Below are 20,996 nucleotides of genomic sequence, written 5' to 3'. Positions count from 1 at the left end.
ACAGTGCGTGGGGAATCAGCCGATGGGAGGGCGTGAGATCGGCGGCAGCGGCGGCGACGGGCGGCCGGTGGCCGGCATCGGCTGTGGTGCCAGCGACAACGCCGGGCCGGCCATGAACGGCAACGCCTGCACCACCAGCAGCGGGTGCTGGGCGCAGCTGCGCACGCAGTCCTTGATCTGGCAGTGGGCGTCGTGGGCGGGGGCCTTGGCCTGCGGGGCCTGATCGGCCTGCATGGCGGCGTGGTGGTGGCAGTCGGCATTGCCGCCTTCAAGGGCGGCTGCCGCGTGGGCCATCCGGCCCATTTCCTCGTGACCGCTGGCCATGGCCGCGTTCAGCCCGTTGAGCAGCAGGCTGAGCATGAGCACGACACGAAGCAGGGTCGAGGCGAGGGACATGGCGCTAATCTAGCCGCAAGCGGCCGTGGATGCACTTCCGGCTGAATGGCCGGTTCAAGGTTGGACCTGCACCAATGTAGAGCCGAACCCGCGCTCGGCTGCTTCTGCGGCCACGGCAGCCGAGCGTGGGCTCGGCGCTACAGGGAGCCCGGCGTTACCCTTCTTCGCGCACGATCTCGACCAGGCGCGGGCCGTAGCGGCTCAGCTTGGTACCGCCGATGCCGCCGACTCGTGCCAGTTCGTCCAAGCTGGTCGGGCGTTGCTCGGCGATGTTGCGCAGGGTGCTGTCGTGGAAGATCACGAAGGCCGGCACATTCTGTTCGCGCGCCAGTTCGGCACGCAGGCCGCGCAGGGCGTTGAACAGGGCCAGATCCTGCGGCAGCACCGACAGGCCGGTGCGCTGCGCACTGCGCTCGCGGCCACTTGTGCTGCTGGCCGGATCGCGTCGCATGCTGATCTGGCGACGGCCGGTCAACACGTCACGGCTGGCATCGGTCAGGCGCAGGCCACCGTGGCCCTCGCTGTCCACTTCCAGCAGGCTGGCGGCGACCAGCTGGCGGAACACGCTGCGCCAGGTGCGCGCATCCAGATCGCGGCCGATGGCGTAGGTGCTGAGCTTGTCGTGGCCCTGCTGCTTCACCTTCTCGTTCTCGCTGCCACGCAGGACGTCGATCAGGTGGCCGACGCCGAAGCGCTGGCCAGTGCGGTAGACACAGCTCAGTGCCTTCTGCGCCGGAATGGTCGCGTCCCACGAGGCCGGTGGCGTCAGGCAGTTGTCGCAGTTGCCGCACGGCTGGGGATAGGTCTCGCCGAAACCGGCCAGCAGCACCTGGCGGCGGCACTGCATCGATTCGCAGTAGCCCAGCAGGTGATCGAGCTTGCCCCGCTCCAGCTGCTTGCGTTCTTCGCCGGCCTCGGATTGTTCGATCATCTGCTTGAGCAGTACCACGTCGCCCAGGCCGTAGCACAGCCAGGCCTCGGCAGCTTCGCCATCACGACCAGCGCGGCCGGTTTCCTGGTAGTAGCCTTCCATCGACTTGGGCAGGTCGGTATGCGCGACAAAGCGCACGTCCGGCTTGTCGATGCCCATGCCGAAGGCGATGGTGGCGCACATGACGATGCCGTCCTCGCGCAGGAAGCGGCGCTGGTTGTTCGCGCGCACTTCCGGCGGCAGGCCGGCGTGGTAGGGCAGGGCGTTGAAGCCCTGGCCGCAGAGGAATTCAGCGGTCTCCTCGACCTTGCGCCGCGACATGCAGTAGACGATGCCGGCCTCGCCACGGTGGCCGCGCAGGAAATCGGTCAGCTGCTTGCGCGCGTTGTCCTTCTGCACCACGGTGTAGCGGATGTTGGGGCGGTCGAAGGAGCTGACGAAGTGGCGTGCTTCCTGCAGGTCGAGGCGCTCGGCGATCTCGCGCTGGGTCGGCGGGTCGGCGGTGGCGGTCAGCGCGATCCGCGGAATCTGCGGCCAGCGCTCGTGCAGCACGGTCAGCTGCCGGTATTCCGGGCGGAAGTCGTGGCCCCACTGCGATACGCAGTGCGCTTCGTCGATGGCGAACAGGGCGATGTGGCTGCGCGACAGCAGTGACAGGAAGCGGCCGGTCAGCAGTCGCTCGGGGGCGACATAGAGCATGTCCAGCTCGCCGGCCAGCAGCTCGCGCTCGACGCGGCCGGCCGTCTCGGCATCCAGGGTGGAGTTCAGGTACTCGGCACGCACGCCGAGCTGGCGCAGGGCTTCGACCTGGTCCTGCATCAGCGCGATCAGTGGCGAGATGACGATGCCACAACCGTCACGCAGCAGGGCCGGCACCTGGTAGCACAGCGACTTGCCGCCGCCGGTGGGCATCAGCACCAGGGCATCGTGACCGGCAGCCACATGCTCCACGATGTCCTGCTGCGGACCACGGAAATCGTCGTAACCAAAGACGCGTTGGAGCAGGTCGTGCGCGGGACGGGAAGCCATCCGGCTAGTTTACCCCGGCGGGGGAGTCGGCAGGGCTGCGCCCTGCACCTGCTACAAGCCAGAGCAACGTCAAAGGCAACAGCCGGCTCTGGGGGGGATTCGTGGTTTGGTGGGGCGGTGTCGGAGTGCGGGGACGCCGCAAGTACGTCCGTGTAGGCTTGGCAGCCGCATCCATGCGGCTGACACCCCGCAATCCGATACCGCCCCACCTTCGACAGTTTCCCGCGGCCGTTGGTGGGTGTCGACCTTGGTCGACACCTCTGTCAGATATCGAATGAATTCATCCGTGTCGACCAAGGTCGACACCTACCAGAGCGGACGCTGTTCCAGCAGATCGCGAAAATCTGTCGAAGGCGGGGTGGGGCCGGTGGCAGGGGTGTCCGCGGCATGGATGCCGCGGCCAAGCCCCCAAGGACGGGTTTACGGCGTCCCCTGCCACCGGACCCACCCCGCCAGCCCACAGATAGCCAGCTTTTGACGTTGCCGTTGCCCCGGCGGGTGCAGGGCGCAGCCCTGCCGAGCCCCCCAACCCTTACTGGAGCAGGGAACGCAGCATCCAGGCGTACTTCTCGTGTGTCTGCAGCCGCTGGGTCATCAGATCCTCGGTCGGGGCGTCGTCACCCTTGGCCGCCACCTCCAGCACTTCACGTGCCGTACGGCAGACCGCTTCGTTGGCGACCACCAACTGGCGTACCATTTCACGCCAGTCCGCACTGTCGGTCAGGCCCGGTTCCTCGGCGATCGAGGTCAGCGCAGCGAATTCCCGGTAGGAGCCCGGGGCATTGAAGCCCAGCGCGCGGATGCGCTCGGCCACGTCGTCCAGTGCCGCCCACTGCTCGGTGTACTGCGTCTCGAACATGGTGTGCAGCGAGTTGAACATCGACCCGGTCACGTTCCAGTGGAAGTTGTGCGTCTTCAGGTAGAGCGTGAACGCATCGGCCTGGAAGCGCGACAGACCGTCGGCGATCTTCTTGCGGTCGCCCTGGGTGATCCCGATATCGATGTTCGGTGCCGACGGTGCCGCCGCAGCAAGCTTCTGCTTGCCGGTCTTGGCCTTGGTCGTGCTCTTGGTCTTCGCCATGGGGTTCCTCCTTGTGGAATCGTTGGCCTTCACAATAAACCGGTCGTGATGACTGGTCGCTTTCAAAGTTTTGAACGAACCGATTGATGAACTCTATCGATAAAAATCCATCGCCCCGCCTGCGCCAACAGCGTGCCGCCATCGACGGCGCCATGAGCCGCGACCGGGGCCGTTTGCTGGGGATGCTCTCGCGGTGCCAGGCCAAGCCACAGGATGCGGCACTGGCCGCCACCTTCGAGCAGGCCTTGCAGGCGTCGGTGCAGCGCCGGCAGGTGCGGGCGCAACAGCAGCCGTCCATTACTCTGGACCCGCAGCTGCCGATTGCGCGTGAAGCCGACGCGATCATCGAGCTGATCCGCGGTCATCAGGTGGTGGTGATCGCCGGTGAAACCGGCTCGGGCAAGACCACCCAGCTGCCGAAACTGTGCCTGGCCGCCGGCCGTGGCCAGGCCGGCATGATCGGCTGCACCCAGCCGCGACGGATTGCCGCACGTGCGGTGGCCAGCCGTGTCGCACAGGAACTGCAGAGTGAACTGGGCCAGCTGGTCGGCTACCAGGTGCGCTTCAATGACAAGGTCAGCGAAGACAGCCGCATCAAGTTCATGACCGACGGCATTCTGCTGGCGGAGATCGCCAGTGACCGCTGGCTGTCGAACTACGACACGATCATCGTCGACGAGGCGCACGAACGCAGCCTCAACATCGATTTCCTGCTGGGCTACCTGAAGCAGCTGCTGCGCAAGCGCCCGGACCTGAAGCTGATCGTCACCTCGGCCACCATCGACACCGAACGCTTCGCCCAGCATTTCGACAATGCGCCGGTGATCAGCGTCGAAGGCCGTACCTATCCGGTGGAAGTGCGCTACCGCGCGCTGGAAGGCGAGGGCGAAGACCAGGGCGAACGCACCGTCAACGACGCCATCGTGTCGGCCATTGACGAGATCACCCGCCTGGATGCGCGCGGCGACGTGCTGATCTTCCTGCCGGGCGAGCGCGAGATCCGCGATGCGCACCAGTCGCTGGAACGGCGCAAGTACCGCAATACCGAGGTGCTGCCGTTGTACGCACGGCTGTCCAACCAGGACCAGGACCGGGTGTTCAACCCCGGGCCGAACCGGCGCATCGTGCTGGCCACCAACGTGGCGGAAACTTCGCTGACGGTGCCGCGCATCCGTTACGTGGTCGATCCGGGCTTCGCCCGCGTCAAGCGCTACAGCCCACGCAACAAGCTGGACCGCCTGCACATCGAGCCGATCTCGCAGGCCAGCGCCAACCAGCGCAAGGGCCGCTGCGGCCGTATCGCCGAAGGTATCTGCTACCGCCTGTACGCCGAATCCGATTTCCAGGCGCGGCCGGAGTTCACCGATCCGGAAATCCGCCGCTCCAGCCTGGCCGGGGTGATCCTGCGCATGCTGCAGCTGGGCCTGGGCCGGATCGAGGAATTCCCGTTCCTGGAGGCACCGGACGAGCGTGCGGTGGCCGATGGCTGGCAGCAACTGACCGAACTGGGCGCGATCGATGCCGAGCGGCGCATGACCACCATCGGCAAGCAGATGGCACGCCTGCCGGTGGACGTGAAGCTTGCGCGCATGCTGGTGGCCGCGCAGGCCGCAGGCTGCCTGCGGCCGATGCTGGTGATCGCCTCGTTCCTGGGCATCCAGGACCCGCGCGAACGCCCACCCGAAGCGCGTGGTGCGGCCGACAGCGCGCACGCGCAGTTCGCCGATGGCCGCTCCGATTTCGTTGGCGTGCTGCGCCTGTGGGATGCCTACCGGCAGGCCCATGAAGACCTGACGCAGTCCAAGCTGCGCGACTGGTGCGGACGTCATTTCCTCGGCTTCCTGCGCATGCGCGAGTGGCGCGAGCTGCATCGCCAGCTGCGGCTGCTGTGCGAGGAACTGGGCTGGAAGGAGGAGGCCAGCGAGGCGTCGATGGCGCCGTTGCTGGCCGGCAGCAGTGCGCCGGCACCGGCGCGTGACGACGCGGCGGCGGTGAAAGCCACCCGGGGCCAGCTGCACCGCGCCGCACGCCTGGCCCGCGAAGGCAAGGCCGAGGCCGCACCGGCGCCGGTGGCCGTGCGCGCGCAGAAGGAGCAGGCACCGGTAGGAGGTGGTTTCAGCGAACGCGTGCGCGCCGCCGCCTACCAGACCCTGCACCGCGCGCTGGTGGCGGGCCTGCCGACGCAGATCGGCCACCGCACCGAAAAGGGCGATTTCCAGGCGCCGCGCCAGCGTCGCTTCCTGCCGTTCCCGGGTTCGGCGCTGTCCAAGCGGCCGCCGCCGTGGCTGCTGGTGGCCAATCTGCTGGATACGCAGAAGGTGTGGGGCATGACCCTGGCCGCGATCGAGCCGGACTGGGTGATCGCCGAGCTGCCGCACCTGCTGTTGCGCAAGCACTTCGATCCGCACTGGTCGCGCGCACAGGGACAGGTGCTGGCGTCCGAGCAGATCAGCCTGTTCGGCCTGGTGCTGGCGCCGAAGAAGCCGGTGCATTACGGCCGCATCGAGCCGGGCGAGGCACATGACATCTTCGTGCGCCAGGCCTTGGTGACCGGCGAGATCAACACCCGCGCCAGTTTCGTGGCCGACAACCAGAAAGTGCTGGAGGTCGCCCGCGAGGAGGAAGCCAAGCTGCGCCGCGCCGGCATTGTTGCCGACGAGGACTGGCAGGCGCGCTGGTACCTGGACCGGGTACCGCCGCAGATCCATTCGGCGGCGGGGCTGGATACCTGGTGGAAGGGACTGGCACCGGAACAGCGCAAGGCGCTGCATTGGTCGCTCGCAGACTTGCTGCCCGGCGAGGGCAGTGAGCAGGAGCGCTACCCGAAATACCTGGCGCTGGGCCAGGCGCGGTTGCCGCTGCACTACCGCTTCGAGCCGGGTGCCGACGATGACGGCGTGACCCTGGACGTGCCGCTGCACCTGCTCAATGCATTGGACCCGGTGCAGCTGGGCTGGCTGGCGCCGGGCTTCGTCGCCGACAAGGCCTCGGCACTGATCCGCAGCCTGCCCAAGGCAATGCGTCGCAACTACGTGCCGGCGCCGGACTTCGGCCGCGCGTTCTATGAGGCGTTTCCGCAGCCCAGCGCCGATGCCATCACCGGCGAACTGGCGCGTTTCCTGTCACGTGCAACCGGTGCCACCGTGACCGCGCTCGATTTCGAGCCCGGTTCGATCGAGCCGCACCTGCACATGAACCTGCGGCTGCGCGACGAGCAGGGCAAGGTGCTGGCCACTTCGCGTGATCTGGACGCACTGCGCGCGAAATTCGGCGGTCGCGCCGGCGATGCCTTCGCTGCACGCGCTGGCCGCGAGATGGCGGCCGATGGCCTGCGCACGTTCCCGGCGACGCCGATACCGTTGCAGGTGCCCGGTGAAGCCGGCGTTCCGGCCTATCCGGCGTTGCTGGACGAGGGTGACAGCGTGGCGCTGCGCATCTTCGCCGATCGGCAGCAGGCACAGGAGGCTCACCCGCTGGGCGTGCGCCGGCTGCTGGAGATCGCCCTGGCCGAGAAGATCAAGCAGGCGCGCAAGCAGCTGCCGGTGGGCGCCAAGACCGGCCTGTTGTATGCGGCGATCGAGTCGCAGGAGCGCCTGCGCGGAGACCTGGTGGATGCGGCGATGAACGCGGTGTTGGCGGAGGGCCTGGAAGACATCCGCGATGCGGCGGCCTTTGAACAGCGCCGTGAGCATGCGGCCAAGGCCCTGTTCGGCGAGGCCATGTCGCGGCTGAAACTGGCCGAAACCATCCTGGCGCTGGTGGCGGAACTGAAGCCGATGCTGGAAGCACCGTTGATGGGTTGGGCGCGCGGCAACCTGGACGACATGGAAGCGCAGCTGTCCGGGCTGATCCACCCCGGTTTCCTGCGCGATACGCCGGCCGACGCGCTGGCGCAGTATCCGCGCTACCTGAAGGCCATGATCCTGCGCACCGAACGCGCCAAGCGTGATCCGCCACGTGACCAGGCACGCATGCTGGAACTGCATCCGTTCCTGGAAGCGCTGGAAACGGCAGAGCAGCAGGGCCTGCGCGATCGCCCGCAATGGCAGGCGCTGCGCTGGGATCTGGAAGAGCTGCGGGTGTCACTGTTCGCGCAGGAGCTGGGGGCACGTACCGGCATTTCGGCGAAGAAGCTGGCGCAGCGGGTGACGGCACTGCGCCAGGCCTCGTAACCCCCGACCCGACCCCGCCGGATGATGACCGGCGGGGTACGGTGGAATGTCATCCACGCGTGGCGTGGATCCACTACTTGGAGCGGCGCACCTTGGGCTGGCTGTTCACGCCTTCCACCTTCATGTACCACACGCCCATCACGCCGGGCTTGATGCTGACCTTGGGCGATTGCTTGCGCACGCCGACCACGCTGGTGCTGTCGGTCTGCTCCCATTCCTGGCCGTTGTCCAGCACGTAGACGCGGCCCTTGCCGAAGCCACGGAACTCGCCCTGCAGCACGCCGGTGATCGGCTCGCTGCTGCCGAAATCGAAGAACCCGCGGTTCTTCACGATCACTTCCTGGCGGCCCTGTTCGCGGGCTTCTTCGCGTACCGCTGCCACAGCCTGGGTCGTCGCCGCTTCAACCTTGCCCTGCAGCCAGCGGTTGAGCGTGGCCAGTTCCTGCGCGCTCAGCTTGTCCAGGCCGGCCGCCTTGAATTCGGTCGGCGACATCTGCTGCTGCAGGTCACCGTCCACCACGCGCTGGGCCAGCGCAGGCGCCGACAGGGACAGCAGCAGTGCGGCGCAGGCCAGCAGCCGTGGACGGAAACGTGGGGCGATCGAGGGCATGGCGGAACTCTCCTGGGTTTGCCGGCGAGTGTAGCGGCATGTCTTCATGCCGGGTGATGGTGGCTGCGGTGATTGTCCCTGAACGGCGCCGGCGCTAGTGTAGGAACCTCTGTCTTGCCTGCTCGATGCTGTGAACCGCGCTTCTGTCCCCGGCCTGGATGCCTTGTTGAACCGTCCCTCCGCCGCGGTGCTGCCCGCTCCGCTGCGCCAGGCCCTGCGCGAACACTGGGAAGCACCCGAGTGCGACCACCAGATGCGCGCCAGCTGGTCGGTGCTGGGCGATACCCTCGATGCACTGTCGATGCTCTCGGCCGACGAAGGCGCGGTGGTTGCCGCGCTGTTGTTCGACCTGCCCGGCCTGCGCGCCAGCCTGGACCAGCTGCCGCTGGGCAACCACAAGGCGGCGGTGATCGGCCTGCTCGACGGCCAGGACGCCGCCGATCCGGTCTGGGCGCTGCATGCTGGCCGCGAGGCCGGGCGCAACAGCGAGGGCCTGCGCCGCCTGCTGCTGGCGATCATCCGCGACCTGCGCGTGGTGCCGATCCTGCTGGCCCGGCAGCTGGCGAGAATGCGCGCTGCCGACAAGCTGGACGACGAGCAGCGCCGGGCGCTGGCGCAGCTGACCCGCGACATCCATGCGCCGCTGGCCAACCGGTTGGGCATCTGGCAGCTGAAGTGGGAGCTGGAGGACCTGGCGTTCCGCCACCTGGAGCCGGAAACCTACCGCCGCATCGCGCGCGAAGTGGACGAAACCCGCGTGGCGCGCGAGCGCTACGTGCAGAACGTGAAGAAGCAGCTGTCGCGCGAGCTGGCCGCACAGGGCATCCATGCCGAAGTGAGTGGCCGCCCCAAGCACATCTACAGCATCTGGCGGAAGATGCAGAAGAAGCGGCTGGCGTTCGACCAGCTGTACGACATCCGCGCGGTGCGGGTGATGGTCGACGACGTCGCCGCCTGCTACGCCGCGCTGGGTGTGGTGCATGCGCTGTGGGCCCCGGTGCCGAGCGAGTTCGACGATTACATCGCACGCCCGAAGGCCAACGACTACCGTTCGCTGCACACCGCCGTGGTCGGCCCGGAAGGGCGCACGATCGAAGTGCAGATCCGCACCCACGAGATGCATTCCCAGGCCGAGCTGGGCGTGGCCGCGCACTGGAAGTACAAGGAAGGCGGCAAGGGTGCGGAAAAGTCGTTCGATCGCAAGATCACCTGGATGCGCCAGCTGCTGGAGCAGGCGCAGGACGGGCAGGGCAATGAACTGGCCGGGGCACTCGACGCCGAGCTGACCGAGGACCGGGTCTATGCGCTCAGCCCGAAGGACGAGGTGCTGGACCTGCCCCAGGGGGCCACGCCGCTCGATTTCGCCTACCAGGTACATACGATGGTGGGCCACCGCTGCCGTGGCGCCAAGGTCAATGGCCGCATCGTGCCGCTGACCTATCGCCTGCGCAGCGGCGACCGTGTCGAGATCCTCACCGGCAAGGAGGCCGACCCCCGCCGCGACTGGCTGATGCCCGCGCTGGGCTTCCTGGCCAGCAACCGCTCGCGCGAAAAGGTGCGCAGCTGGTTCCACAAGCTGGACCGCGCGCGCAACGTGCAGGCCGGGCGCGAACTGCTCGAGCGCGAGCTGAAGCGCCTGGGGCTGCAGCATTCGGATCTGGCGGTGGCGGCGAAGAAGTTCCATGCCGACAGCGTTGACGACCTCTACATCCAGGTGGCGCTGGGCGACACCGGCCCGAACCAGGTCAGCCGTACGCTGCTGGAGGCAGAGCGCGCGGCCAGCCAGCCGGCCCCTGCGCCGGCGCTTCCGCGCCCGACCGCCCGCCGCGAGAACCTGGGCAAGTCCAAGTTCACGGTGCAGGGCGTGGGCAATCTGCTGGTGCAGCTGGCGCGCTGCTGCCAGCCGGTGGCCGGCGAACCGATCGTCGGCTACCTCACCCGTAGCCGCGGTGTCACCGTGCACCGGGCAGACTGTGCCGCGCTGGCCCGGCTGGCGGCCACCAGCCCGCAGCGCATCCTGCCGGTGGAGTGGGGCCAGGCCGGGGGCGGCTACGAGGTGGACGTGGTGGTCGATGCGGTCGACCGCCGCTGGCTGCTGAAGGACATCACCAACCTGATCGCCCAGGAAGACGCCTACGTGCTGGACATCCACAGTGACAACGTGCGCAACAGTGGCCGTGCCCATCTGCGCCTGCGGCTGAAGGTCAGCGACTACGGCCAGTTGTCGAACCTGCTGGGCAAGCTGGACGCGCTGCCGGGCGTGAGCGAGGCGCGTCGCCTCGGCTGAGCTTCACGCTGCCCCGGCTACCCTGCACGCATGGAACGCGAGCCCCCGCATCGCCCGCATGGCGCTGAACATCCTGCGCTGGATCGCGTCCGCCGCGAGGGCCGCTGGTGGTGGCTGCAGGCACGCCATGCGCGGCGGGTCTGGCGATGGGCGCTGGTCGCGGCGCTGGCGGTGTTCGTGCTGCTGGTGCTGCTGCGCAAGCCGCTGGCCGACTGGTTCTGGGACGAGCCGCAGATCGAACAGCTGCTGGTCGAAGGCGATCGCGCGCTCGCCGCCGGCCGGCTGAGTGAGGCCGACGGCAGTGGTGCGCGGGAGCGCTACCAGGCGGTGCTGGCACTGGATGGCGATCGGCCGCAGGCGCGCCAGGGCCTTGCACGAACCGCCGCGGCAGCACTGCAGCAGGCCCGCGACAGGCTGCAGGGCGACGATCTGGAGGGCAGCGCGCAGTCACTGGCGCTGGCCCGCGAGCTGCAGGTGCCGCAGGGCGACGCCGACGCCGTGGCCCGCCAACTGCAGGCGCGGCGTAGCGCCGGCGCCGGTATCGGCGCGTTGCTGGCCCAGGCCCGCAATGCGTTCGCGGCCGGCCGGCTGGACGATGGCGACAGCAGTGCGTTGCCGCTGTTCCAGCGCATCCTGGCACTGCAGCCGGACAACCTGCCCGCTCTGGAGGGGCGCGAGGATGCACTGAGCGATCTGCTGCAGCATGCGCGCGCGCTGGCCGGACGCGGGGAACTGGCTGAAGCCGCTGCGACGTTGCAGCGCGCGCGCCTGTTCGATGCAGGCCACGCCGATCTTCCCGCCAGCCAGGAGGCCCTGGCACGGGCGGTCGACGAGCGCTTGCGGCAGGCACGGCGCGCACTTCAGCGACAGCAGCTGGAACGTGCCGCAAAGGGGTTCCTGGCCGTGCTGGCGGTGGCGCCGGACGATCCCACTGCCCAGCGGGGCCGCGAGCAGGTGCTGCAGGCGGTGCTGGCGCGAAGCCAGATCCAGGCCGACGATTTCCAGTTCGAGGCGGCGCAGCGTGATGCCGTGCTGGCCGAAGCACTGGGCGCTTCGCAGGCGGCACGACAGCAACTGGTGCAGCGCCTGCAGCGTGCACGGCAGGCCCGGGAGGCACTGCAGCAGCCCGCAGTGAGCAACGCGCAGCGTGAACGCGAGCTGCGCGATCACCTGCGCCGGATCGAACGCGCCGAGCGCGCAGGCCAATGGATCAGCCCGCCGGGGCACAGCGCATTCGATGCCCTTCGCGAAGCACAGGCGCTGGCACCGCGCGATTCACGTGTGAAGGCCGCGGCCGCGCGCCTGCTGCCTGCCAGTCGCCGTTGTTTCGACGACAACCTCCGGCAGAACCGGGTGCAGGCTGCAGGTGCCTGCCTGCAGGCCTGGCAGACGTTGTCTCCCACCGCTGGCGGCCTGCCTGCGGCCCGCCAGCGCCTCGCGCAGCGTTGGATTGCGATTGGCAGCGAACGATTGGGCAACGGAGATGTCGCCTTTGCCGAACGTGCGCTCCAGCAGGCGGGCGAGCTTGGCGTCGGCCCTTCCAGCAGCGAGTACCAGCAGTTGCGGCAGCGCCTGCGCGACATCGGGGTGTCGTCGCCCTGAGCCCGCCGCTGCCGGAGGGGCCGCTATAGTAGCCACCCCCGCAACATCCCCACGGAGTGCAGATGACCGTCCTTGTTTCCGGAGCCACCAGCCAGATCGGCCGGTTCCTGCTGCCGCGCCTGGTGCAGGTGCATGGGCGGGTACAGGCAGTGAGCCGGCGACCGCAACCGGCACAGGACGGCGTGCAGTGGCTGTGCGGGGACCTGGCGGCTGCGCTGGACAGCGTGCCGTCTCCGGACTGGCAGGCCATTGCCAGCTTCGGCCCCCTTGAAGCACTGGCGCAGTGGTTGTCGCGGCAGACGGCGGCCCCGGCGCGGCAGGTCATCGCCACCAGTTCGATGAGCTTGCTGAGCAAGCAGGATTCCGAGCAGGCCGACGAGCAGGACGTTGTGGCGATGCTGCAGCGGGGCGAAGCGGGCCTGATCGCGCAGGCCGAGCGTCTTGGCATGGGCTGGACGATCCTGCGCCCAACCCTGATCTATGGGGCCGGCATCGACCGCAGCATCACCCCGATCGTGCAGCGTGCGCTGCGTCTGCGCCTGTTTCCGATTCCGCTGGTGGGAGGCCTGCGCCAACCGGTGCATGCCGACGATATCGCCCGCGCCGTGGTGGCCTGCATCGCCACCGGTGCAGCGTCGGCACGGGTGCTGGAAATCGGCGGTGGCGAGCGCCTGCCCTATCACGCGATGTTCCGCCGCGTGCACGCCAGCCTGGCACAGCCGACATTGGCGCTGCCGTTGCCGGGCGCGGCGCTGCGGGGCCTGGCCGCGGTGCTGCCGCGGGCGCGTGGTCCGGTGTCACGCCTGCAGCAGGATCTGATTGCGGACAATGGCCCACTGCAGGCGCTGCTGGACGTACATCCGCGGCCGTTCCAGCCCGACGCGGACACGTGGCGACCGATGAGCGCGGCCCAGGCCGTGCAGCGGATCGCTGCGTATCCCGACAACGGCTAGCCAGCCACCATATCCATCCTCTTGGGGGGCTCTGCTACCATCCCCCGGCCCTTGTTTCCGCGAGTACGTTCGATGCCTGACGCGCCATCCCGATCGGCCCCTGCCGAGCGCATTGGCGTCGCGCTGTGCACCTACAACGGTGCGCGCTACCTGCAGGCGCAGCTGGACAGCATCCTCGACCAGGATCTTCCGGTGAACGAAGTCATGATCGGCGATGACGGTTCCAGCGACCAGACGCTGCAGCTGCTGCAGGCCTTCGTGCCGCGTGCACAGGCGCTGGGCATCCGTGTCGAGATCGTCCAGCACGCGCGCAATCTCGGCTATGTGCGCAATTTCGCCGATGCACTGATGCGTTGCCAGGCCGACATCCTGTTCCTGTGCGACCAGGATGATGTCTGGCATCCGGGGCGTGTCCGCCGCTATGTTCAACGCTTCCACGCCTACCAGGGCCTGTTGCTGCTGCACAGCGACGCACGGCTGGTGGACGCGCAGGGCGCGCCGCTGGGCCAGCGGCTGCTGGAGGTGCTGGTGGTCCATCCGGCCGAGGTCGAGCTGGAACGCTCGGGCCTTGCGATCGATGCGATCCTGCTGCGCAACTTCATCACCGGTGCCACCTGTGCGCTGCGCCGTGGGCTGCTGGCCGGATCGCTGCCGGTCCCGCCGGGCTGGAGCCACGACGAATGGCTGGCGGTCCACGCATCGCTGCGTGGAGGATTGGATATGCTGGCCGAACCGACCATCGACTACCGGCAGCATGGGAACAACCAGATCGGGGCCAGTCGCCGCGGTTTCCTGCAACGCCTGCGCCATCTCGATCTGTTCGATTCGCAGGCGCGCCAGCGCACGGCCGGGCGCCTGCTTGCCCTGGCCGATCTGCTGGGGCAGCGCGGCGTGGTGGTGGCGCCGGAGCGCTTCCAGGGACTTCACGCGCTCGCCTGGCGCATGGCCTGGTCGCGACTGCAGCTGTATCGCCGCGCGGACGTGCCGGCAGGCTGGATCGCCCATGATGCGCCGCGGTTGATCGCACGCCTGGCCAACGTCTGCCTGGCGGGGGGCGGCTGGAAAGGGGGCTGGGCGGCGCTTGCGGGCGCCTGGGCCGGGTGGCGGGTGCCGCGCGCTGCTTGAACTGCAGTGAAACCGCGGGCCATTGCCTGCCAGCCACCGCGGCGCCTGCGTTAGACTCGCCAGACCCTACCTGCCTGCATGCCCGTGCCCCGACGCTACGATTCCGACGACATCGACGATTTCGACGACGACCAGCAGGATGACAGCCCGCTGTGGCGGCGTCGCCTGATCACCTGGAGCATGGCTGCGGTCGCGTTGGGATTGGGCTTCCTGATCCCTTATACGCTGTACCTGAACCAACAGGTGACCCAGCGCTTCGGCGAACTTCGCTGGCAGATTCCGACCCGGGTATATGCGCGGCCGCTGGTGCTCACACCCGGCAAGGCGATGGACGCGGCGACCCTGAAGACCGAGCTCGCCGCATCCGCCTACCGCGATGACGGGCAGGGCAAGGAGCCGGCTACCTATGCGGTGAACGGCGGGCGCTTCGTCATTTCCAGCCGTGGCTACAACGATGTGGATGGCCGCGTCGCACCGCGCCGGCTGGAACTGTCGCTGGCCGACGGTGCGGTCGCCTCGCTGCGTGACGCTGACAACCGCAAGGCGCTGAAGGCTGCGCGCCTGGACCCGGCACGTATTGCCACCCTGTACGGGCAGAAGCAGGAAGAACGCCGCCTGATCCGCATGGACGAGGCGCCTGACCTGCTGGTGACCGGCCTGCAGGCGGTGGAGGACAAGGACTTCAACCGCCATCACGGCATCGATCTGTCCGGCATTGCGCGCGCGGTGTGGGTGACGATCCGCTCCGGTGGCCAGAGCCGCCAGGGTGCTTCCACGCTGACCCAGCAGCTGGCCCGCAGCGGCCTGCTGGGTATCGGCAAGGAACAGACCGTCACCCGCAAATTCAACGAAGTGCTGTACGCGCTGATCATGGAGGCGCGCTACGACAAGCGCACCATCTTCGAGGCCTATCTCAACCAGGTGTACCTGGGGCAGCGCGGCAGCCAGGCCATCCACGGCATGTCTTCCGGCGCCGAGTTCTGGTTCGGCCGTGACCTGCAATCGCTGGAAACCGAGCAGATCGCGCTGCTGATCGGCCTGGTCAAGGGCCCGTCCTACTACGATCCGCGGCGCAACCCGGAACGCGCGCTGGATCGCCGTAATTTCGTGCTGGGCAAGCTGCATGAGGCGACGCTGATCGACGATGCCGAGTACCAGCGTGCGTTGAAGGCGCCGCTGGGCGTGCCCAAGACGCCGGGCCTGGTGGCGGCCAACCGCTTCCCGGCCTATGTGGACCTGGTTCGCCGCCAGCTCGGCCATGACTATCCGGAATCGGCGCTGCAGGGCGCCGGCCTGAGCGTGATGACCGGCATGTCGCCGTCTGCGCAGGCCTATGCCGAAGGCGCGGTGACCCGCACCATCAAGTCGCTGGAAAGCAAGCGCCGTCCCGAACTGCAGGCCGGCATGGTGCTGACCGACGTGCACAACGGTGACGTGCTGGCGGTGATCGGCAGCCGTGAGGTGTCCGAGGTGGGGTTCAATCGAGCGATCGAAGCACAGCGCCCGGTCGGCTCGCTGTTGAAGCCGTTCGTGTACCTGCTGGCGCTGGCGCAGCCGGACCGCTACTCGCTGGCCAGCTGGGTCGACGATTCGCCGGTGACGGTGCAGCTCGGCCGTGGCCGCAACTGGAGCCCGGGCAACGCGGACAACCGCAGCCACGGTACCGTGCGCCTGATCGACGCGCTGGCGCATTCCTACAACCAGGCCACGGTGCGCGTGGGCATGCAGGTCGGCCCCGAGCGTGTGACCCAGCTGATCCACGTGCTGGCCGGCATCAAGGCCGAAGCGAATCCGGCGGTGATCCTCGGTTCGACCGACCAGAGCCCATACGCGATGGCACAGCTGTACCAGTTCCTCGCGTCCGGCGGCGAGATCCAGCCGCTGCACGCGGTGCGTGGCGTGCTCGATCCACAGGGCAAGCTGCTCAAGCGTTACGACAAGACCCCGGCACCGGCCCAGGAGGGCGACTCGATTGCCGCCAACCTGATCAGCGTGGGCCTGCAGCAGGTGGTTGCCAGCGGTACCGCGCAGCGCCTCAACGCCGATGGCCTCAGCCGCCTGCAGCCCGCCGGCAAGACCGGTACCACCAACGATGGTCGCGACAGCTGGTATGCCGGTTACACCGGCGATCACCTGGCGGTGATCTGGATCGGCAACGACCAGAACGAGCAGGCCGGACTGTATGGCGCCACCGGCGCGATGCGGGTCTGGTCGGGCATCTTCCAGCGCCTTCCCAGTGCGCCGCTGCGGGTCAGCAACAAGGGCCTGGATTGGCAGTCGGTGGCCGCCAGCGGCCTCAACACGACCGACGAAGGCTGCCCGGGAGCGCGCCGCTTCCCGTTCGTGGTCGGCTATGCGCCGGCCTATGCGCCCTGTGCACCGGCGGTGTCGCCGGACGGGCAGGGTGAGGCCGAAGGCGAGGGTGGTGGCTGGCGCAGCTGGTTCGGCCTGGACCGCAAGCCGGAAGTGCCTGCCGAACCTGCCGCGACGCCCGCCGCCACTCCTCCCCCGAGCCGATGATGCCGATGAACATGCGATCCCTGCTGCAGCCCCTGGCCCTGACCGGCCTCAGCCTGTCCCTGGCCGCCTGCGTGAGCAGTGCACCGCCGGTGGTCAAACCGGTCGATACCACCACGCCGGCGCAGCGCCTGGCCGCAGTTGACGCAGCCGCTGGCCCGGATGACAAGGAGCTGTCGGTGCAGCCGTTGCGTGACTCGCAGGTGGAAGATCTGCGGGTGACCGCGCAGGCGCAACGCCAAGCCAACGATCTGGCCGGTGCCGCCAGCAGCCTGGACCACGCGCTGGAAATCGTCGCCGGCGACCCGGCGGTGCTGCAGGAGCGCGCCGAGCTGGCGCTGCTGCAGGGGCAGTGGGCGCAGGCGGAGGCGTTCGCGCGCAAGGCGGTCGACCTGGGCTCGAAGACAGGGCCGCTGTGCCGCCGGCATTGGGCGACGATCGAGCAGTCTCGCCTGGCGCGGGGCGAGAAGGAGAATGCGGTGTCGGCGCATGCGCAGCTGGAAGGCTGCACGGTGCCGGGGATCAAGCGGTACTGAGGTATTCCACTCCATCGGGCGCTGCCCCCTCCGCGGCGCGCGCACTGATGGATGCGGGTGATGGCCCGGGTGGGTGGGGCGTGCAGGACACGCCGTAAACCCATCCCTGGGGGCTCGATGGCGCCATCCATGGCGCCAACGGTCCTGCACGCCCCACCCACCCGGCCCGCCATACATCGCGCGGGCCGCAGGCAAGAACAAAATCAAAAACAAAAGCGGGTCGCGCGCTGCGCGCGCTCGCAGTAGTCCCTCTTCTTTTCCCGTTCCTGCCACAGCTTCTGAGCTGCCAGTCGAGCAAGCTCGACGCTACGAAGCGCGTCCCTCCGTCACCGGGAAACTGTCGAAGGCGGGGAACTGTGGGTTTGCGGGGTGTCCGCGGGATGGATGCCGCGGCCAAGCCCCCAGGGACGGGTTCACGGCGTCCCCGCAAACCCACAGTCCCCCGCCAACCCTCAGTACAACCCAGAGCCATGAACAACGCTCTTGCTCTTGCTGTTGCCCTGGCTTGAAACGGGTGCCGGGCAGCGCCCGGCCGGGTATCCTTTCCCTCTGATGTCCGACCTTGTCCATGCCAGCCGCGAAGCCCTCAGCGACGGCGGCGCGCTCGCCTCGCACCTGGATGCCTTCGTCCCGCGTCCGGCACAGCTGCACCTGACCGAAGCCATCGCCGATGCGCTGCAGCAGCGTGACCCGCTGCTGGCCGAGGCCGGTACCGGCACTGGCAAGACCTTTGCCTACCTGGTGCCGGTGCTGCTGTCCGGGCTGCGTACCATCATTTCCACCGGAACCCGCGCGCTGCAGGACCAGCTCTACCACCGCGATCTGCCACGGGTGCGTCAGGCGCTGGGTGTCGGCCTGCGCAGTGCGCTGCTGAAGGGGCGCGCGAACTACCTGTGCCGCTATCGCCTGCAGCAGGCGCGCGGCGAGCCGCGTTTTTCCAGCCCCGAACAGGCGGCGCAGTTCCAGCGCATCCTGGCCTGGTCCGGTCGTTCGGAGTTCGGTGACATCGCCGAACTGGAAGGCCTGGCCGATGATTCGCCGCTGCTGCCGATGGTCACTTCCACTGTCGACAACTGCCTGGGTACCGACTGCCCGTTCTGGGATGACTGCTTCGTGGTGCGCGCGCGGCAGCGTGCGCAGGCGGCCGATGTGGTGGTGGTCAACCATCACCTGCTGCTGGCCGATCTGGCCCTGAAGCAGGATGGCTTCGGTGAACTGCTGCCGGGGGCGCAGGCCTTCGTCATCGACGAGGCACACCAGCTGCCCGAATTGGCCGCGCAGTTCTTCGGCGAAGGTTTCGGCATGCGCCCGTGGCAGGAACTGGGCCGCGACTGCCTGGCCGAAGCGCGTGGCGTCGGCGGCGCGCAGTCCGCGCTGCAGGAACCGGTCGACCAGTTGCAGCAGGCGCTGCTGGCCCTGCGTTCGGCGATGGAGGGACTGCCGCCGCGTGGCACGCAATGGCGCGCGTTGGCGATGCCGCAGGTGCGCGATGGATTCGATACGGTGATGGCGGGGTTGGTGACGCTGGAGCAGGCACTGCAGCCGCTGCGCGAAGCCGCGGCGGGCCTGGATGCCTGCCATGCACGGGCGCGCGAAGCGGTCTCGCGGCTCAGCCGCTGGCTGGGCGATGACGAACCTGCCCTCGATTTCGATACCGACCCGGCGGAAACCGCCACTGCCGCTGATGTGCTCTGGTACGAGCTCACGCCACGTGGTTTTCGCTGCCAGCGCACGCCGATGGATGTGTCCGGCCCGTTGCGTGAGCATCGCGAACGCAGTCGCGCGGCATGGATCTTCACCTCGGCGACGCTGACCGTGGGCGGTGGCTTCGACCACATCGCCACCCGCCTGGGCCTGGACGATCCGCACACGCTGGTCCAGCCGAGTCCGTTCAATTGGCCCGAGCAGGCATTGTGCTACCTGCCCGAAGGCCTGCCTGATCCGGCTGCGCGGGGCTTCGGTACTGCGTTGATCCAGACCCTGCGGCCGGTGTTGCAGGCCTCGCAGGGCAGGGCATTCCTGTTGTTTGCCTCGCACCGTGCATTGCGCGAGGCCGCCGAGGCACTGCGTGATGGGCCATGGCCGTTGTTCGTGCAGGGCGAGGCGCCGCGCGCGACGCTGCTGCAGCGCTTCCGCGAATCGGGCAATGGCGTGCTGCTGGGCTCGGCCAGTTTCCGCGAGGGCGTGGACGTGGTGGGCGAGGCGCTGAGCGTGGTGATGATCGACAAGCTGCCGTTCGCGGCGCCGGACGATCCGGTGTACGAGGCACGGCTGGAGGCGATCCGCAGCCAGGGTGGCAATCCGTTCCGCGATGAGCAGCTGCCGCAGGCGGTGATTGCGCTGAAACAGGGCGTCGGTCGCCTGATCCGCAGTGAGAGCGACCGTGGTGTGTTGGTATTGTGCGACCCGCGCCTGCTCAACCGTGGTTATGGCCGGGTCTTCCTCGATTCACTGCCGCCATTCCGCCGTACCCGCAGTCTGGCCGATGTGCAGGCCTTCTTTACGCCACAATGGGCGCCCGTGGCCGATCATGCGGCTGCCCCGGCCGCCGTTGCGACCGGCCCCGAGCCGGCGCCCGGTGCCACGTTCCCCCTGTTCTGACCCGATCCGATGAAACTGCTCGCCTTTGAAACCGCCACCGAAGCCTGTTCCGTTGCCCTGCATGTCGATGGGCAGGTGCTGGAACGCTTCGAGATCGCCCCGCGCCGGCATGCCGAACTGAGCCTGCCGTGGGCCGAGGCGCTGCTGGCCGAAGCAGGCATCAGCCGCCGCCAGCTGGACGGTATCGCGCTCAGCCGCGGCCCGGGTGCGTTCACCGGCGTGCGCCTGGCGATCGCCATCGCGCAAGGCATTGCGCTGGCACTGGATCGGCCGTTGCTGCCGGTCTCGACGCTGCAGGTGCTGGCGCTGCGGGCACCGGCGGACGAAACGCAGATCCTGTCGGCGATCGATGCACGGATGGGGGAGCTGTATGTCGCGCGCTTCGAACGTGTAGACGGCCTACCGGTGGCACGCGATGCCGAGCGCGTGTGCGCACCCGCTGCGGTTGCGCTGCCGGAAGGGATGTCGGCCTACGGTGTCGGCACCGGTTTCGGTGCAGCCGAGGGGGCACTGGTGACCCAGCTGGGCACCGGCCTGCGCGGCTTTGATGCGACGGCGCTGCCGCGGGCGTCGGATGTATTGGCACTGGCGGTGCCGGCGTTCGCTCGCGGCGAAGCCATTGCACCGGAGAAGGTCGAGCCGGCGTACCTGCGTGACAATGTGGCGCTGACCCTGGTCGAGCAGCAGGCCGCGCGCGAGGCGAAGGCGAAGGCCAACGGCTGAGCCCCTCGTGGCGGGATTGGTCGCGTAGATCAAAAGCCGTGGTTTGGCCGGGCGGGTGGGCTGCGCAGGGGGCGCTGCAAGTACGTCCCTGTAAGCTCGGTCGCCGCTTGCTCGTGTGCGCTGTCCTGCGCACACGGCAAGACCGGGGTTGGGCGTCCTGCCCAACCCGCCCGAGGCATGCCTCGGGCCCATGCGGCTCACGCCCCTGCGCAGCCCACCCGCCCGGCCTCTGACAGTTTCCGTGTGCGTCCGCCACGGAAAATCAAAAAAGAAAATCAAAGTCAAAAGCGGATCGCTTCGCTCGCATCCACGCGTAGCGTGGATGTGTATCGACCAAGGTCGACACCTACCAAAGCAGTGGTGCGCCGCGATCTGTCAGAGGCGGGGCGGTGTCGGGCGGCGGGGTATCCGCGGCATGGATGCCGCGGCTAAG

13 protein-coding genes are annotated in these 20,996 nt (G+C 68.4%); 9 read left to right on the top strand and 4 right to left on the bottom strand.

The genetic code is table 11. From position 1 onward, the window contains the following. Positions 1–15 precede the first annotated feature (15 nt). From AC5P9P_RS08240 to AC5P9P_RS08230, 3 genes are all read right to left on the bottom strand, one after another. Positions 16–396, bottom strand: coding sequence for a CopL family metal-binding regulatory protein (locus AC5P9P_RS08240; RefSeq protein ID WP_049396260.1), 381 nt, complete (start codon positions 394–396; stop codon positions 16–18). A 154-nt stretch (positions 397–550) separates the two neighbouring features. Continuing rightward, positions 551–2,356, bottom strand: a complete 1,806-nt coding sequence (gene recQ, locus AC5P9P_RS08235; RefSeq protein WP_049432712.1) for a DNA helicase RecQ — start codon at positions 2,354–2,356, stop codon at positions 551–553. 532 nt (positions 2,357–2,888) lie between these two features. Further along, on the bottom strand, positions 2,889–3,437 hold the full coding sequence (locus AC5P9P_RS08230) for a Dps family protein (RefSeq protein ID WP_005410730.1): 549 nt from the start codon (positions 3,435–3,437) through the stop codon (positions 2,889–2,891). Positions 3,438–3,523: 86 nt separating this feature from the next. Here AC5P9P_RS08230 and hrpA point away from each other — a divergent pair, with 86 nt between their 5' ends. Continuing rightward, positions 3,524–7,609 (top strand): ATP-dependent RNA helicase HrpA, encoded by a 4,086-nt coding sequence (gene hrpA / locus AC5P9P_RS08225; RefSeq protein WP_288419154.1) that lies wholly within the window; start codon positions 3,524–3,526, stop codon positions 7,607–7,609. Positions 7,610–7,682: 73 nt separating this feature from the next. Here hrpA and AC5P9P_RS08220 read toward each other — a convergent pair whose 3' ends face one another. Then, positions 7,683–8,219 (bottom strand): hypothetical protein, encoded by a 537-nt coding sequence (locus tag AC5P9P_RS08220; protein WP_005410728.1) that lies wholly within the window; start codon positions 8,217–8,219, stop codon positions 7,683–7,685. Positions 8,220–8,349: 130 nt separating this feature from the next. Between AC5P9P_RS08220 and AC5P9P_RS08215 the strand changes: the two genes are divergently transcribed. The 8 genes from AC5P9P_RS08215 to tsaB all read left to right on the top strand — a co-directional run bounded on the left by AC5P9P_RS08215 (position 8,350) and on the right by tsaB (position 20,563). Next, the gene (locus AC5P9P_RS08215; protein ID WP_164133624.1) at positions 8,350–10,506 is read left to right on the top strand and encodes a bifunctional (p)ppGpp synthetase/guanosine-3',5'-bis(diphosphate) 3'-pyrophosphohydrolase; all 2,157 of its coding nucleotides are present in this window, start codon (positions 8,350–8,352) and stop codon (positions 10,504–10,506) included. 30 nt (positions 10,507–10,536) lie between these two features. Continuing rightward, complete coding sequence (locus AC5P9P_RS08210; RefSeq protein WP_495232682.1) at positions 10,537–12,108, top strand: tetratricopeptide repeat protein; 1,572 nt, start codon at positions 10,537–10,539, stop codon at positions 12,106–12,108. Between the two features lie 62 nt (positions 12,109–12,170). Then, positions 12,171–13,061 carry an SDR family oxidoreductase gene (locus AC5P9P_RS08205; RefSeq protein WP_049404688.1) on the top strand — a complete coding sequence of 297 codons (891 nt, stop codon included), beginning with the start codon at positions 12,171–12,173 and terminating at the stop codon, positions 13,059–13,061. Between the two features lie 72 nt (positions 13,062–13,133). Beyond that, positions 13,134–14,186 carry a glycosyltransferase family 2 protein gene (locus tag AC5P9P_RS08200; protein WP_049404690.1) on the top strand — a complete coding sequence of 351 codons (1,053 nt, stop codon included), beginning with the start codon at positions 13,134–13,136 and terminating at the stop codon, positions 14,184–14,186. Positions 14,187–14,270: 84 nt separating this feature from the next. Next, positions 14,271–16,706, top strand: coding sequence for a penicillin-binding protein 1B (gene mrcB, locus AC5P9P_RS08195; RefSeq protein WP_049404692.1), 2,436 nt, complete (start codon positions 14,271–14,273; stop codon positions 16,704–16,706). Continuing rightward, positions 16,703–17,239 carry a hypothetical protein gene (locus AC5P9P_RS08190; RefSeq protein ID WP_049404693.1) on the top strand — a complete coding sequence of 179 codons (537 nt, stop codon included), beginning with the start codon at positions 16,703–16,705 and terminating at the stop codon, positions 17,237–17,239. The genes mrcB and AC5P9P_RS08190 overlap by 4 nt, the downstream gene beginning before the upstream one ends. A gap of 552 nt (positions 17,240–17,791) precedes the next feature. After that, the gene (yoaA, locus tag AC5P9P_RS08185; RefSeq protein WP_049452989.1) at positions 17,792–19,840 is read left to right on the top strand and encodes a DNA repair helicase YoaA; all 2,049 of its coding nucleotides are present in this window, start codon (positions 17,792–17,794) and stop codon (positions 19,838–19,840) included. 9 nt (positions 19,841–19,849) lie between these two features. Then, positions 19,850–20,563 carry a tRNA (adenosine(37)-N6)-threonylcarbamoyltransferase complex dimerization subunit type 1 TsaB gene (gene tsaB / locus AC5P9P_RS08180; protein WP_012481047.1) on the top strand — a complete coding sequence of 238 codons (714 nt, stop codon included), beginning with the start codon at positions 19,850–19,852 and terminating at the stop codon, positions 20,561–20,563. Positions 20,564–20,996 lie beyond the last annotated feature (433 nt).

Source organism: Stenotrophomonas sp. YJH_SMC_14-1, assembly GCF_059372275.1.
This window is presented reverse-complemented; position numbering and strand designations above follow the sequence as displayed.